Origin of the sequence: Clostridium sp. D43t1_170807_H7 (assembly GCF_015555905.1) — a bacterium.
Lineage (GTDB): Bacteria > Bacillota > Clostridia > Clostridiales > Clostridiaceae > Clostridium.
On sequence record NZ_JADNLK010000001.1, the window covers coordinates 1 to 15,267 of the forward strand.

Annotated in this window: 15 protein-coding genes; 1 reads left to right on the forward strand and 14 read right to left on the reverse strand. The window is 27.0% G+C overall.

The features are described from left to right. Positions 1 to 52: 52 nt before the first annotated feature. The 9 genes from I2E98_RS00005 to I2E98_RS00045 form a co-directional block, all read right to left on the reverse strand. On the reverse strand, positions 53 to 448 hold the full coding sequence (locus I2E98_RS00005; protein WP_195466940.1) for a phosphoribosylanthranilate isomerase: 396 nt from the start codon (positions 446 to 448) through the stop codon (positions 53 to 55). Next, positions 441 to 1,229, reverse strand: coding sequence for an indole-3-glycerol phosphate synthase TrpC (gene trpC / locus I2E98_RS00010; protein WP_195466941.1), 789 nt, complete (start codon positions 1,227 to 1,229; stop codon positions 441 to 443). Before trpC ends, I2E98_RS00005 begins: the two co-directional genes overlap by 8 nt. A gap of 8 nt (positions 1,230 to 1,237) precedes the next feature. Beyond that, on the reverse strand, positions 1,238 to 2,245 hold the full coding sequence (gene trpD, locus I2E98_RS00015; protein WP_195466942.1) for an anthranilate phosphoribosyltransferase: 1,008 nt from the start codon (positions 2,243 to 2,245) through the stop codon (positions 1,238 to 1,240). A gap of 44 nt (positions 2,246 to 2,289) precedes the next feature. Then, positions 2,290 to 2,874: an aminodeoxychorismate/anthranilate synthase component II gene (locus tag I2E98_RS00020; RefSeq protein ID WP_195466943.1), complete on the reverse strand. Its 585-nt coding sequence runs from the start codon at positions 2,872 to 2,874 to the stop codon at positions 2,290 to 2,292. Then, positions 2,874 to 4,346: an anthranilate synthase component I gene (gene trpE, locus I2E98_RS00025; protein ID WP_195466944.1), complete on the reverse strand. Its 1,473-nt coding sequence runs from the start codon at positions 4,344 to 4,346 to the stop codon at positions 2,874 to 2,876. The genes I2E98_RS00020 and trpE overlap by 1 nt, the downstream gene beginning before the upstream one ends. Before the next feature lie 450 nt (positions 4,347 to 4,796). Continuing rightward, positions 4,797 to 5,168 carry a hypothetical protein gene (locus tag I2E98_RS00030; protein ID WP_195466945.1) on the reverse strand — a complete coding sequence of 124 codons (372 nt, stop codon included), beginning with the start codon at positions 5,166 to 5,168 and terminating at the stop codon, positions 4,797 to 4,799. Between the two features lie 255 nt (positions 5,169 to 5,423). After that, positions 5,424 to 6,662: a hypothetical protein gene (locus I2E98_RS00035; RefSeq protein WP_195466946.1), complete on the reverse strand. Its 1,239-nt coding sequence runs from the start codon at positions 6,660 to 6,662 to the stop codon at positions 5,424 to 5,426. A 115-nt stretch (positions 6,663 to 6,777) separates the two neighbouring features. Then, a complete protein-coding gene (locus I2E98_RS00040) occupies positions 6,778 to 7,281 on the reverse strand; it encodes a GNAT family N-acetyltransferase (RefSeq protein WP_195466947.1) in 504 nt (167 codons plus the stop codon). A gap of 91 nt (positions 7,282 to 7,372) precedes the next feature. After that, positions 7,373 to 8,404, reverse strand: coding sequence for a hypothetical protein (locus I2E98_RS00045; protein WP_195466948.1), 1,032 nt, complete (start codon positions 8,402 to 8,404; stop codon positions 7,373 to 7,375). A 342-nt stretch (positions 8,405 to 8,746) separates the two neighbouring features. Here I2E98_RS00045 and I2E98_RS00050 point away from each other — a divergent pair, with 342 nt between their 5' ends. Continuing rightward, the gene (locus I2E98_RS00050; protein WP_195466949.1) at positions 8,747 to 9,685 is read left to right on the forward strand and encodes an L-lactate dehydrogenase; all 939 of its coding nucleotides are present in this window, start codon (positions 8,747 to 8,749) and stop codon (positions 9,683 to 9,685) included. 114 nt (positions 9,686 to 9,799) lie between these two features. Here the strand turns inward: I2E98_RS00050 and I2E98_RS00055 are convergent, their stop codons facing one another. From I2E98_RS00055 to I2E98_RS00075, 5 genes are all read right to left on the reverse strand, one after another. Continuing rightward, positions 9,800 to 11,332 carry a C40 family peptidase gene (locus I2E98_RS00055; protein WP_195466950.1) on the reverse strand — a complete coding sequence of 511 codons (1,533 nt, stop codon included), beginning with the start codon at positions 11,330 to 11,332 and terminating at the stop codon, positions 9,800 to 9,802. 267 nt (positions 11,333 to 11,599) lie between these two features. Continuing rightward, positions 11,600 to 13,054: a nicotinate phosphoribosyltransferase gene (locus tag I2E98_RS00060; protein ID WP_195466951.1), complete on the reverse strand. Its 1,455-nt coding sequence runs from the start codon at positions 13,052 to 13,054 to the stop codon at positions 11,600 to 11,602. Between the two features lie 161 nt (positions 13,055 to 13,215). Continuing rightward, the gene (locus I2E98_RS00065; RefSeq protein WP_195466952.1) at positions 13,216 to 13,767 is read right to left on the reverse strand and encodes a GNAT family N-acetyltransferase; all 552 of its coding nucleotides are present in this window, start codon (positions 13,765 to 13,767) and stop codon (positions 13,216 to 13,218) included. Positions 13,768 to 13,812: 45 nt separating this feature from the next. Beyond that, the gene (locus I2E98_RS00070) at positions 13,813 to 14,310 is read right to left on the reverse strand and encodes a hypothetical protein (RefSeq protein WP_195466953.1); all 498 of its coding nucleotides are present in this window, start codon (positions 14,308 to 14,310) and stop codon (positions 13,813 to 13,815) included. Positions 14,311 to 14,458: 148 nt separating this feature from the next. Continuing rightward, entirely contained in the window at positions 14,459 to 15,103 is a 645-nt protein-coding gene (locus I2E98_RS00075; protein ID WP_195466954.1) for a manganese efflux pump MntP family protein, read from the reverse strand. Positions 15,104 to 15,267 lie beyond the last annotated feature (164 nt).

The following is a 15,267-nucleotide window of genomic DNA, read 5'->3' on the forward strand; positions in this document are numbered from 1 at the left end:
ACAAAAAATGGCTGAAAGCTAGATTTTATCTAACTTTCAGCCATTGAAATTTTTATACTTTCCTATACATTAAAAAATCTGCACAAGAATCCTTCCAGATTTCAATATCCTTTGAACTAGTTACCCTTATTGCTTTTATAACCTGTTTTTTAGTCTTTTCTTTTATAGCCTTTATATCTTCTTCTCTTTCCGTTCCATGAAGTTGAGCTATATCTATAATTCCATTACTTAATAAGTCAATTATTTTTTCAATATCTTCATCTACAAATACACCAACAACCTTAATATAAGGTTTTAATTTATTTTTTAAATTTATAGCTTTATCTTTTGTTATTTGTCTTTTACTTTTAGCAAAAACAAAACCTATATAATCAGGATTTAATTTATTTACATATTCAATATCTTCTTCCCTAAATAAACCACAAAACTTTATTTTTACATTATTCATATTTATATCCTCTTAGCTCATCTAGACCTTGCTTTTTATTTTCACTTCTCATTAATGTTTCTCCAATTAAAACTGCATCTACATTAAATTTTCTTAGTTTATCAATATCATCTGCAGTTTTAATACCACTTTCTGATATGAAAATAATATCTCTTGGAACAAGACTTCTTAATTTAGCTGAGTTATTAATATCTACAGTGAAATTTTTAAGATTCCTATTATTTACACCAATTATCCTAGCACCACAACTTAATGCCATCTTGATTTCTTCTTCATCATGTGCTTCAACTAAAGCTGAAAGTCCTAAACTATTAGCTACTTCTATATAATCCTTCAATTTCTCTTTATCTAATATTGCACATATTAAAAGCACCGCACTAGCCCCTAATACTTTGGCTTCATAAATCATATACTCATCTATTACAAAATCTTTTCTAAGCACTGGTATCTTTACTTCACTTGCTATTTTTTCTAAAAACATATCCTTTCCTTTAAAATAAAATGGTTCTGTTAAAACTGAAATAGCATTAGCACCAGCCTTTTCATAATCTATTGCAATATCTAAATATTTAAAATCCTCTGAAATTACTCCTTTAGAAGGAGATGCTTTTTTTACTTCACATATAAAAGCTATATCATTATTTTTTAATGCTTTTTCAAAAGGAAATGTAAAATTTATTTCCTTTGATAGAGCTTCTTCCTTTACTATACTTAATGATTTTTCTTTTTTTCTTTCTTCTATTCTTATTTTAGTTTTTTCTACTATTTCATCTAATATCATAACTTCACCTACTCATTAGAATATTTAATAAATTCTTCTAACTTCTTCTTTGCTTTCCCACTATCAATTATTTCTTCAGCTAATCTTACACCTTCTAATATAGTTTTAACTTTGTTACCTAAATATAAAGCTGCTCCTGCATTTAAAACTACTGCATTTCTCCTTGGTCCTTTTTCTCCATTCAATATTGATAATGTTATTTCTGCATTTTCCCTAGGAGTCCCACCTACTAAATCTTCTTTTTTACATCTTTCTAATCCAAACTGTTCTGGAATTATGACATAGGAGTAAAACTCTCCATCTTTTACTTCACAAACAGTTGTATGTGAACTCATAGATATTTCATCTAACTTATCTTCTCCATAAACAACTAAAGCTCTCTTAACACCTAAATTGTGTAGAACTCTTGCAAGGGGCTCTACCAATTCCTTATCGTAAACTCCCATTAGCTCCATATTAGCTCCTGCTGGATTACTAAGTGGTCCTAAAATATTAAAAACTGTTCTAATTCCAAGCTCTCTTCTTATTGGAGCCACATATTTCATTGCAATATGATAATTTTGAGCAAATAAGAAGCAAATTCCAATTTTGTTTAATAATTCCCTGCTCTTTTCTGGTGAAATATTAATTTTTACCCCTAAGGCTTCTAATACATCTGCAGCCCCACACTTACTACTTGCAGCTCTATTTCCATGCTTTGCTACTGGTATTCCTGCTGCTGCTATAACAATTGATGAAGTTGTTGAGATATTAAATGAATTAGACCCATCTCCACCAGTTCCTACTATTTCAAGTACATCTTTATCATGTAAAAGCTTTATGCAATGATTTCTCATTTCTTCTGCAGATGCAGTAATTTCTTCTATAGTTTCACCTTTCATACTAAAAGCAGTCAAATAAGCACTTTTCTGTACATCACTTGCTTCACCACTCATAATTTCATTCATTACTTCTTTTGCCATGTCATAACCTATGTCTTGTCTATTACTTAATTTTTTAATAGCCTCTTTAATCATTTAAATTGCCCCCTTATATTTCATTTTTACTGGACCCCCGGTGTTCAGTAAATTTTGGATTCTCTGTGGTCCAGTAAATTTTTTATTATTTTATATCCATCCTTAGTCAATACAGACTCTGGATGAAATTGCACTCCATAAACTTTATTTTTTTCATCCTCTACAGCCATAACTTCATCGTCATTTGTAATTGCTATAACTTTTAGTCCTTTAGGTAAAGTGTCTTTATCTACTGCTAAGGAATGATATCTTCCTACACTTATTTCTTCCGTAATACCTTTAAATAAATTACTTTCATTATCAACTTTTACTAAGCTTGTCTTTCCATGCATTAATTCTTTTGCATAAGTAACTGTTGCTCCATAAGCTTCGCAAATAGCTTGATGACCTAAACAAACACCAAATATAGGAACTTTACCCTTAAAATATTTAACTACATCAATGCATATTCCAGCGTCTTTTGGCTTTCCTGGCCCTGGCGAAAGTATAATAAGCCTTGGTTCCATTTCTTCTATTTCTTTAATATTTTTTTCATCATTTCTAATTACTACTATATTTTCATCAAAGGTACCAATTAGCTGATAAAGGTTATATGAAAAACTATCATAATTATCAATTAAAAGAATCATTAATAAATCCCCTCCTTTGCAATATTTAATGCAGTAATAACAGCTTTAGATTTATTTATACATTCTTCATACTCATTTTCTGGTATGCTATCTGCTACAATTCCTGCACCTGATCTTATAAATAACTTTCCATTCTTTGCAAAGGCAAGCCTTATAGATATACACATATCTAAGTTACCAGTAAAGTCTATATATCCTATGGCACCTCCATATATTCCTCTTTTATTTCCTTCTAGTTCATTTATTATTTCACAGGCTCTTAACTTTGGTGCACCTGATAAAGTTCCTGCTGGTAATATGGCATCTATTGCATCTAATGAATCTTTATCTTTTCTAATTTTTCCTGATACAGTAGAGCCTATATGCATAACATGAGAAAATCGCTCAATACTCATATATTTTTCTACCTTTACACTACCTATTTCACCGATTTTCCCTATATCATTTCTCCCTAAATCAACAAGCATATTATGTTCTGCTAACTCTTTTTCATCTTGTAAAAGCTCCCTTTCAATCTCTAAATCTTCTTCTTCCGAAATCCCCCTTTTTCTAGTACCAGCTAAAGGGAATGTATATAATTTATTATTTTCAAGTTTAACTAAGGTCTCTGGTGATGCCCCTGCAATTTCTACATCATTGCTATAAAAATAAAACATATACGGTGATGGATTTGTAGTTCTAAGAACTCTATAACAATCTAAAATGCTTCCTTCCATTTCTGCTTCTATTCTATTTGATAAAACTACTTGAAAAATATCTCCTTCTTTTATATACTTCTTTGCCTTAATAACCATATTGCAATATTCTTCTTTTGAAAAATACTCTTTAAAATTAGATTTAATTTTAAGTTTTTCATTTTCTGTAGTCTTGCCATTAATAATTAAATCTGCCATGCTCTTTAATTCTATTTCAGCTTTACGATAATTAACCTCTAAATTATCTACTTTAACATTTACTATTAAAATTATTTTTTGATTATAATTATCAAATGCTATTACTTTATCAAAAAGCATTAAATCTACATCATTAAATCTCTCTTCATCTTTTCCATCTAAGTTTAATTTAGGCTCACCATACTTTATATAATCATAAGAAAAATATCCTACAAGTCCCCCTGTAAATGTAGGCAACCCTTCAATTTTAGGACTTTTATTTTCCCTTAGGATCTTTCTAATATATTTATTGGGGTGATTTACTTCTTCATTAATAATAGTTCCTGTTTTAATTTGTAATTTATGATTATAGCAAGTTATTTCTAACTTAGGATCGTAACCTAAAAAAGTATATCTACCTAACCTATGAGAATTGTCCACACTTTCTAAAATAAAAACATTGCTACTTACTCCTTTAAGAATTTTTAAAGTTTCAATAGGGGTTTTTATATCTGCATATAATTCCATACATATAGGAACAACTCCATAGTCATCCTTTTCTATAATTTTTTTTGCTTCTTCTAAGCTTGGATAAATCATATTTTCCTCCTAAAAATTTAATATATTCTGCCAAGGAAGATAAAAAGCCCGTCCTTGACAGTAGAGTTACCTGTCAAGGACGGGCAGAATACACTACACCCGCGGTGCCACCTTGATTTACGAAATAATCGTACACTTTATTCGGATACTAACATATCCTAGACAAATAACGTATGTCAAACGTCATAGAATACTAAGAACCTAAAGGTCTTTTCACTATGCCCTCAGTGGTCCATTTAATAGGCTGCGTTCTGCTCGGCTCTCATCTATCCAAACTCTCTGTAAGTGCACGATCTATTTTTATCTCCACATCAACGGTTTCTTTTTTCATTATATTACCATATAATGTAATAACAATCAATATTTTCCATTTGATTTATCTATATATTTTTTCTAAAATAACAAGGTAACTTTATTTTATGATAAAAGCTACCTTGTAAATATTAATTATTATGCACAAGAATTTTCTTTCTTCTCTACTTCTGAATAATAATTTATTATATTTATTATAAAATTTCTGGTATCAAAACTTAACTTCTTGGTACTTGAGATCTCTTTGACGGAAAAGCTTTTTGTAAAAAAACTGTATGCTAATTCAACTAAAAATCTTGATGTACTTACTATTCTTGAATCATTTAATAATTCTCTAAACATTATATTTGTTCCACTTATATACTCTTTAGCAACTACATAAACTTCATTAATACTTAATAATTTTAATACTATATATAAATCTTTATTTAATTTTCCCATAAAATTTTGAACTAGTTCAATATAATTTTTTTCATGATATGAATCTACAAATTGTAAACTTTTTTCCATATTAAATCACCTCTATAAATATTTTAATTCATTAATTTGTCAAATTTGTTACAATAACCTTAATTTATTCTTAAATATTTTAAATATTTCTGTTAACACCATAGCTTCACTTAATCTTATGTGAATTCTCATTAAAAAGTTTTTCTAAATTTATTATAAAGTATTAATTATACTTTTGTAAACATTTACTTGTTATTTATATAATTATTGCCTAATTAACAAAGTTAATTAGGCAACTTTTATTTTACTATAATTTTATTTTTTTAATTTTAATCCAAACTTTTCTTTTAATCTTGTCCATATATTTGAATCATCATCTTCTTCATCTATATCATACTCTTCTTTATAATTATTAACTTCATCAGTTTCTTCTAAATTAATAATAGAATTAACTTTTTCTTTTTCTCTATAAATCCTATCCTCTACTTTCTCCCCTTGTACATCTTTAATTTTAATCTCTTCATCTATTATTTTTTTGACATTAAGTCCTAATACACATATAGAGCTTTCTAACATATATAATTTTTCTGTAGTATTACAATATAATCCTTCAACTAATCTATACTTATTCTGTTCTCTTTCTTTAACCCAAGCTTTTAAAGTTATGTTTTCTTCTCCGTATTTCAAATCCTTAACAGAATATACTCCATCAAAAACTCTATATGAAGCATTGCTAATTTTATCCATTATTCTAACTCTTACAATTGTATCTAATGTCTTAAATAACTTCTTATCATATCTTATTTCCATTGAAGCTATTTCTTTTGCTTCTTGATATATAGGATACTCTTTTTCTTTTACTAACATTCTTAATAACTTTATTTCATTAACCTCTGAATTATAGTATTCATTTATTATTTTACTTTTATTCAATAACTCCTCTAATTTATTGTAAAAGTATCCTAAATACAATAACAATACTTTTTCTTCATCTGTTATATCCACATCTATAAAATTTATATTGCTTAATATATTATTCAAAATTTCTATAGAGTTATAATTTTTATTTTCTATGAATACAGATTTTAGTTTTTCTAATAATGTTAAATCATCCTTATTTTTTTCTTTTTCTTCAACAATATCTAATACTAAATCTTCAGTTACTTTTTCATCAGTATTCTGTTTTTCTTCATAATTTGTTACTTCATCTATAATCTTATTTATATATCCTTCTAGAAAGTCATCTTCATCTATAGGCTTATCTTCATCTACTTCAACAATTTCTATAGAAATATTATTTTTCTCTTTTTCTGTAATTCCTATAAAACTATTGCTCCTTTTTTCTTCTAACTCATTATCAGTTCTATCTATAATTGAATAACTAATATCCTTTTTTAACTCTTTTAGCTCTAATTTTATTTTTTCTATTTCTTCATTAGCTAATTGTAATTTTATTTTTTGATTTTCTATTTCAATTTCTTTTTCTTCTATTATTTTTAATAAATCTTTTTTATTACTTACTTTTTTATCTAATTTAATTCTTTCTCTATCCATAATTTATCCTACTATCTTTTTTAGTTTAATATATTTATAAATATATTATAACACTAAATTCTAATATAAAGTTACAAAATAGTTACATATTTAACATATTTCTTTTATTTACATTCTATATTATCATTTCAAATGCTATTCTTTGACTTCCATCTTCTAAATATATTATTCCACAATATTTAAAACCATTTTTCTGAAGTAATTTTTGCATTGAAATATTATCTTTATGTGTATCTATTTTTATACTATTTACTCTATTTTCTTTACATAAATTCTCTACTTCTTTAATTATATTAGATGCAATTCCTTTTCCTTTAAATTTCTCACTAACTGCAATTCTATGTATGACAGCATAATCTCCACTATTTAACCATTCTCCATCATATATATTCTTATATGTTTTATCCTCTTCAAATGAAATCATAGCTGTTGCTAATATCCCATTTTCACTTTCTAATACATAACTACTATTATTTTTTATATCAGAATATATAGTATCACTATTTGGATATCCATTTTGCCATTGATCTATCCCACTTTTTCTAAAATACTCTTTTGCTTCATCTATTATCTGCATTACATTTTTTATATCTTCTATTTTTGTCTTTCTAAATTTCATAAGTACACCTCAACAAATAATATTTAATTTTTACCATATAATTATTATTTTATTATATAACAAAAGAGGGATAATAGTTATCCCCCTTAAATTAATTTTTAAATACAAACCCTTTTAAACTATTATTAATTCCTTGTAGGGTATTAGGTACTATTCTAATTATACTTGGTAAAAATATAGAAACTACAAAACCTATGCCACAAGCAATAAAAACATTATATTCCTTAGCTACTCCTCCTATATAAATTCTATAACCATGAATAGCTGCAATAGCAATAACTCCAACTATTATCCCCTTAGCTACTAACCAAGATGATATACTTATTATCCTACATATAAAAATTAATATTGATAATATTGCTATTATTGGTAAAGCTAGTACTTTTAATGGTATTAATAATAAGTTTAAGATCCCATTAGAACCTTTTTCTTTTTTTACTATAACTTTTTTATTTTTATCTGAATATTTATTACTAACACTTCTGTCTCTGTCTCTGTCTCTGTCTCTGTCTCTGTCTCTGTCTCTAGTATTATATTCTTTATTATCTTTAATTACATTACTTTTTTTAGTTGAACTATTGCTTTTATTACTCTTACTCTTTTTATTCTTAGAAGCACTTTTTTGCTTTATCTTTTTTATAATTTTTTCTTCAAAATCTTCATCTTCCTCTTCATCATCAAAAAAACCTTCACAGTCCTCAAAGTCTTCCTTTGATCTAAATATAATTCTTTCTTCTTCTGGCTCATGATGCTGTATTAAGGATTCCTTCAATATTTCTTCTCTACTCATTAAAACAGTAGCTGCATAACTATTTTCTATATTTTGAGTTTCAAGTTTAATAACTTCTTTACCTTCTGTTACATCAGCTGGCTTTTCTTTAATTTTATTATTTTTAAATAAAGCACTTACTTCTTCATCAAATATTTCTTCCTGTTGCTCTTGTACTATGTTTTCTTGATAATTTAATGCATCATATGCTTCTTTAAACAAATCTAGGAATTTCTCTAATCTTTTTTCATCTTTTACTTCTTCTCTAAATATTTGAACTTGTTTATCATATGCTTGTTTAATCTCTTCTCTAGTGGCATTTTCTTCAATACCTAAAACTTTATAGTAATTCACCTAATAGCCTCCTATAGTTGTTTATTTATATATTATTTATTATTTAATATATAAAACTCCATATTTTATACATATTACTGATTATATCAATTTTATTATAAACCCTCAAATAGTACATATATCCAAAAATAATTTAAAAATATAGAAAAATTTATACAACACCTTATTTATAGATATCTATGGATGCTTTTTTGAGTTATATATACTCATATTATGGTTGATTTTTACTTTATTGGTGCATATAATATATATTAAATAATAATAATTATTTTTTATCTTACATAATAAATATATTTTTCTAAATAGAAAATACTATATATATTAAATAAATGAGGTGAAGTTATGAGTAAAATATCAATAATTGGTGCAGGTGCAATTGGTGCTACAACAGCATTTGCTTTATTACAAAAAGGAGTAGCTCGAGAGATTGTAATTAATGATATAAATCAAGAGAAAGCTCTAGGAGAAGTTTTAGATTTAATGCATGGTAGCTCTTTATGTAGACCTTGTAATGTTACTTTAGGTACTTTAGAAGATACTAAAAATTCAGATATAATTATAATAACTGCTGGTTCACCACAAAAACCTGGTGAAACTAGATTAGATTTAGTAGACAAAAACTATGCAATATTTAAAAGCTTTATTCCAAAACTTGCGCAATTAAGTCCAAACTCAATATTATTAGTTGTATCTAACCCTGTAGATGTTCTTTCATATATGACATATAAACTTTCTGGATTCCCTAAAGAAAGAGTAATAGGTTCAGGTACTGTATTAGATACTGCGAGACTTAGAAGCCTACTTGGTAAATACTTTGGAATTGACGGAAGAAACGTAGAAGGTTATGTTCTTGGTGAACATGGTGATAGTGAATTTGTAACTTGGTCATCACTTATGATTGGTAGCATACCTGTAAGAAGCTTTTCTGAACAAAACTCTATATCTTGGGATAAAGAAACTGAAAGTGTTATAGCTGAAGATGTTAAAAACTGTGCTTATGAAGTTATTAAAAGAAAGGGGGCTACTGCATTTGCTGTTGCGATAGCTCTTGAAAGAATAGTTGAGGCAATTATTAGAGATGAAAGAACTATTTTAACTGTTTCAACATTATTAAATGACTATTATGGTGTTAATGATGCTTATCTAAGTGTTCCTACTATTCTTGGAAGAAATGGTATAGAAAAAGTATTAAATATTCAATTATCATCTACCGAACAAGAAAAATTTGTGTCATCAGCTAATTTAATGAAACAATATATAGATAGAATTAATGATAAATAGAATTAATAAAAACTGTATCAAATTTGATACAGTTTTTATTAATTTAGCTCTATTTTAAAGAAACATTGATAGATAACTATAATTATAATAATTTAGCATATACTTGTCCTATTTTTATAGAACTCTTCTAGCTCTTCCAATTGAACTCCATGGAACATTAGTTATTCTTATAGTCTTACCAGAATTTGGTGATTCTATCCATTGTCCATTTCCTATATACATACCAACATGTCCTAAATCACTATAGAATAATAAATCTCCTGGTTGTACACTATCTAATGATACTTCTACCCCACTTTTTATTTGATCATAAGTTGTTCTTCCAATGCTTATATTAGCTTTACTAAATCCCCATTGCATTAATCCAGAACAATCAAACATTCTTACTCCACTATCAACGTATTGATATAAAGTATCATACTTACCTGCAGAAGCATAATCTGGGAATCTATTCTTTAATGTTTGTATTGATGCATTAGTAACTAGTTCTCCTGAACCACCATAAGCATATGGAGATCCAATATGAGATTTTAATTCTTCTAAAACAATGTTATATGCATTAGAAACTGAAGTACTACTATTGCTTCCAGTACTACTATTACTTCCAGTAGATATTTTTACATAATCTGCACTTACATATCCTACTGAACCTTTAAAGTTAATTTTATACCAATTTCCTTCTTTTCCAGTTATATTAACACTTTCATTATTTAGTAAATATCCTAATACAACTGCATCTGAAGACGGTTGCTTTCTTACTCTTAAGTTAGAAGAAACATTTGTAACAATTCCTACAGCATTCATTGTTTGAGATGAATTATTACTATCAGTTGTTGAACTACTATTTCCAGTATTTGAACTTGATCCTGAAGATGGTTTAGTTTCAGTTATATAATCCTTATGAACATAAGCATATGATGAATTATACTTAATTTTATACCAACTTCCTGTTTCACCTACTATATTTACAGAATTACCTGAATATAAAGTTCCTAAAACAGTTGAACTAGTAGATGGTTCTTTACGAACTCTAAGTCCTCCACTACTTACATTATAAACATATCCAGTTTTATTGACTTCTACTTCTGAGGAACCACTATTTCCTGTATTATTAGTTGAATTTAAATTAGTTGTGATATATTCTTTACTTACATAACCGTATCCACTGTTATATTGTATTTTATACCATTCCCCTTCTGAGCCAACTATATTTACTTCAGCATTATTTGTAAGGTATCCTAATACCGATGCACTTGTAGATGCTCCACTTCTTACTCTTAAATTACTAGATACATTATATACCTTACCCTTTTGTGATACTGTTGAAGATGTTGTTATTTCTTTTACATAATCTCCATGAACGTAGCCAGTTACTCCATTGTAGTTAATTTGATACCAACTCCCACTCTTAGAGATTATATCAAATGTACTACCATTTCTAATAGTTCCTAATACTGCTGAACTTGTACTTGCTGACTTTCTAATTCTTAAAGTTGAAGTTACATTAATAACTTGTCCTTTACTGATAGAAGCTACTGATATTCCACTATTTAATTCTGTAGCACTAGCTGGTACAGTTTTAGCTGCTAAAATGGTTCCAACAACACCTGAAATAGCAATTATCTTTTTCAGCTTTTTTTTCTGCATATTTTTTTCACATCTCCCGCCTATTTTAATATATATTTTGACATAATAATTATATATATTTTTACTCTGATTTTCCATGTTTTCTAGCATAATATTCATATTTTTCATTATTTTTACCAAATTTTGATTAAATCTGTTGACTTTTTTATATTTACATGTAAAATAGGTAAAATTTAAGAGTAACATTATCATTATAAATAATCATGTTACTCTTAATACTTTTCAAACATAGACATTTTTATAGCTATTTAACAAATTTAATATATACTATCTAAAATTTTTTATCATATCGTTTTTTAGATTCCATAACTTTTCTGACAAATCAACGTAATATTCCTGTGGATTGTTAAACCTTTTTATCTCATCCCACAATGACTCAACTTCTTCTAAAGAATATTTTTGAATTTCATTTAACTTTGGTGTTTTATAAACACATTCACCTTTAATAAAAATTGGTACTTGTATTTTTTTGGCATAATAATTTGTTATAACTTTTCTCTTCCATGTATGTATAGGATCAAATATCTCATACTCTTTTGAATCATCTATTATCTCATCCGCTAATGTCAATACATCTGCTATAGCTTTATTATTCTCCTTATCAAATAGCCTCCAAACTGTTTTATAACCTGGATTGGTGACTTTTTCTATATTTTCTGATAACTTAATTCTCGGAACTATATTGCCATTCTCTTCAACTGCAACTAACTTATATACCCCTCCGAATACAGGCTCTGACTTTGCAGTTATCAATCTTTCTCCGACTCCAAATATATCAATACAAGCTCCTTGGCTCATAAGGTCTGCTATTATATATTCATCTAAACTATTAGATGCAAGTATTTTACAATTTTCTAGTCCATTTATATTTAATATTTTTCTTACTTCTTTTGAAAGATATGCTAGATCCCCACTATCTAATCTAACACCTTTAAGACTTTTTCCTTGTGGCTCTAATACATCTTTAGAAACTTTAATAGCATTAATTATACCTGATTTTAAAACATTATAAGTATCTATTAATAAAACACAATTGTCAGGATATGTTTTAGCATAAGTCTCAAAAGCTTTATACTCATCACCAAATAATTGTATCCATGAATGAGCCATAGTCCCTACGGCTTTAACTCCAAATATCTCATCTGCAATAGTATTTGCAGTTCCATCTACACCACCTATATAGGCCGCTCTAGCACCATATATAGCCGCATCATATCCCTGACTACGTCTTGCTCCAAGTTCTAATACTTCTTTTCCCTCTGCAGCTCTTCTTATTCTATTTGCCTTTGTAGCTATTAGACTTTGATGATTAATTGTTAAAAGTAACATGGTTTCTATTAACTGTGCTTCTATAGCTTTTGCTTTAACAGTTATCAAAGGCTCATTTGGAAATACAGGTGTTCCTTCTTCTATAGCATAAATATCACCTGTAAACTTAAAGTTTAATAAATATTCTAAAAACTCTTCATTAAATAATTTTCTTTCTCTTAAATATTCAATATCACTTCTAGTAAAATTTAAACCTTTTATATATTCAATTACTTGCTCTAAACCAGCTACAATTGCAAATCCTGCATTATCAGGATTTTTTCTAAAGAACATATCAAAATAAACTATTTTATCTTTCAAATTATTTTCAAAATATCCATTAGCCATTGTAAATTCATAAAAATCTACTAACATACTTAAATTTCTTTCATCTTCTAAGCTTATTTTTATCATATTTAATGCTCCTTTAAATTATAAAACACCTTATTTAAATTAATTTTTATAATAATATTTTTATTATTTTTTGCTATATTATAAACTTTTACTCATACTTGTCTATAAAATATAAAAAAATGCTTAAAAAAAGATAAATTATCTTTCTTTAAGCATTTCTTTTAAATTATCTTAGCTAAAACATACCTTCTTAATCCACCATATTTTAATTTATCTTCTTTAACTTTATAGCCTAAACTTATAAATGTATTCACACTAAACTTATTATATGGCGATGCTGTAGCGCATAATATTTTAGTACCACTTTTTACTGCAATTTTCTCTAACTCTTTACATATTATTTTTTGAAGTTTATTTCCTCTATATTCCTCTTTGACTACAGTTGATTCTATTTGTCCTACCTTTAATAACTCTTCATTCTCTAATCCTATGTCATATCCATAGTTAGATTTATCATAACCCTTCTTAGCATAAACTCCCATTGCAATAAGTTCATCACCTTCTGTAATACATCCAATTATCTTTCCATTTTTCTTTATATACTCTTTAAACTCTTCTCTTTCTGTATCAGCATATAACTCTTTATTTTCAAGTCCATCTATTATTATTTTTTGTAATTCCATAATTTTATCTAAATAAGACATATCTAATTCTTTCAACTTAGCTTCTACTTCTATTCCATCTTTTCTTGTTAATTTTAATATACTATTCAAATATATACCTCCAAAACTATCTCCATATAATAAAAATTTATAAAATTATTTTCTTATAAATTCTAATATACCTTTAACTATTAATGCAACTCCAACAAAAATAGATCCAAAAACTAATATTGCCTTAAAAAGAGAAATTGGTAATAAACTCATTTTTAAAGAAAAGAATATTGAAAGTACTATACTTGTTATCCCTAACAACATTAAAATTCCTCCCAATATATATTTTCTTTTAAATACTATTACCACCATACCTATAAATAATAGTATTGTACTTGTTACAAAGCTTACTCCACCTTTACTTGATCCAAAAAATTTAAGTGGAGAATATACAATAGTATTTTGAAATATGCCTATGGTCCCTATAGCTATTAATATCGCTCCAATAACAATTAATAATATACTTAATTTATTATTCTTTTTATTATAGTTATTTTGAAAGTCATATCCATATCTTCTTTTATAATTATTAGTTTTATGTTCTTTTCTTATATAACTTCTTAATCCTGGAATGTATCGTATTTGTCTTTTTCTATCCCTCAAAATACCACCATCAGTAATTAATTATAATTAATATATGCTTTAAACTTCATTAGTGAACCTATTTACAAAAACATTATAAAAGCTCTCACATATGTTTCTTTAATCTTACAAAAAAATAAGTTGCCTCATTATGAGACAACTTATTTTATTAAAATATACTGTGTATTAAATTCATTATAAAACCAGTATGTTCATTAAAAATATTTATACCTATAATAATAAGAATAATTCCACCTATAAGTTCAGCATAATCTTTAAATATTCCACCAATTTTTTTACCTGCAATAACACCAATAAAACAGACTATAAATGTTATTAATCCAATAATTAATGATGAAGAAACTATATTAACATTTAAAAATGCAAAACTTATTCCAACAGCTAAAGCATCTATACTTGTAGCAATAGCAAGAGTAGTTAATTCTTTATTAGATAATTCATTTTTATTATTTTCTTCACCTTCTAAAGAAGTACTTACTTCAATTTCAGGCTCTTCTTTTTTAGCTGCTGCTTCTTTACGATTCTCATAAAATTCATAAATCATTTTTCCACCTAAAATAGATAATAATATTAAAGCAATCCAATGGTCTATAGCTTTTATATATCCCTGAAAACTTATTCCTAGCATCCATCCAATTAATGGCATTGCCGCTTGAAAAACTCCAAAGAATAAAGCTATTTTTATAGCCATTCCTTTTGTTAAATTTTTTAAAGTCATTCCCTTAGTAACAGATACAGCAAATGCATCCATTGCCAAAGCGAATGCTGTAAATACAATTGTAATAATGTTCATAATCATTCTCCTTACTTATTATTATTCTCTCACTTTTTGTTTATATGCAAAAAAATAACGAGATTCATGGATGCTAAAAAAGCATCCATGAGTCTCGTTATTTAAGATTAAGCCAGGCTTTATTCAAAACCATTATGTTGACCTAATCACATTTACATGCTAAC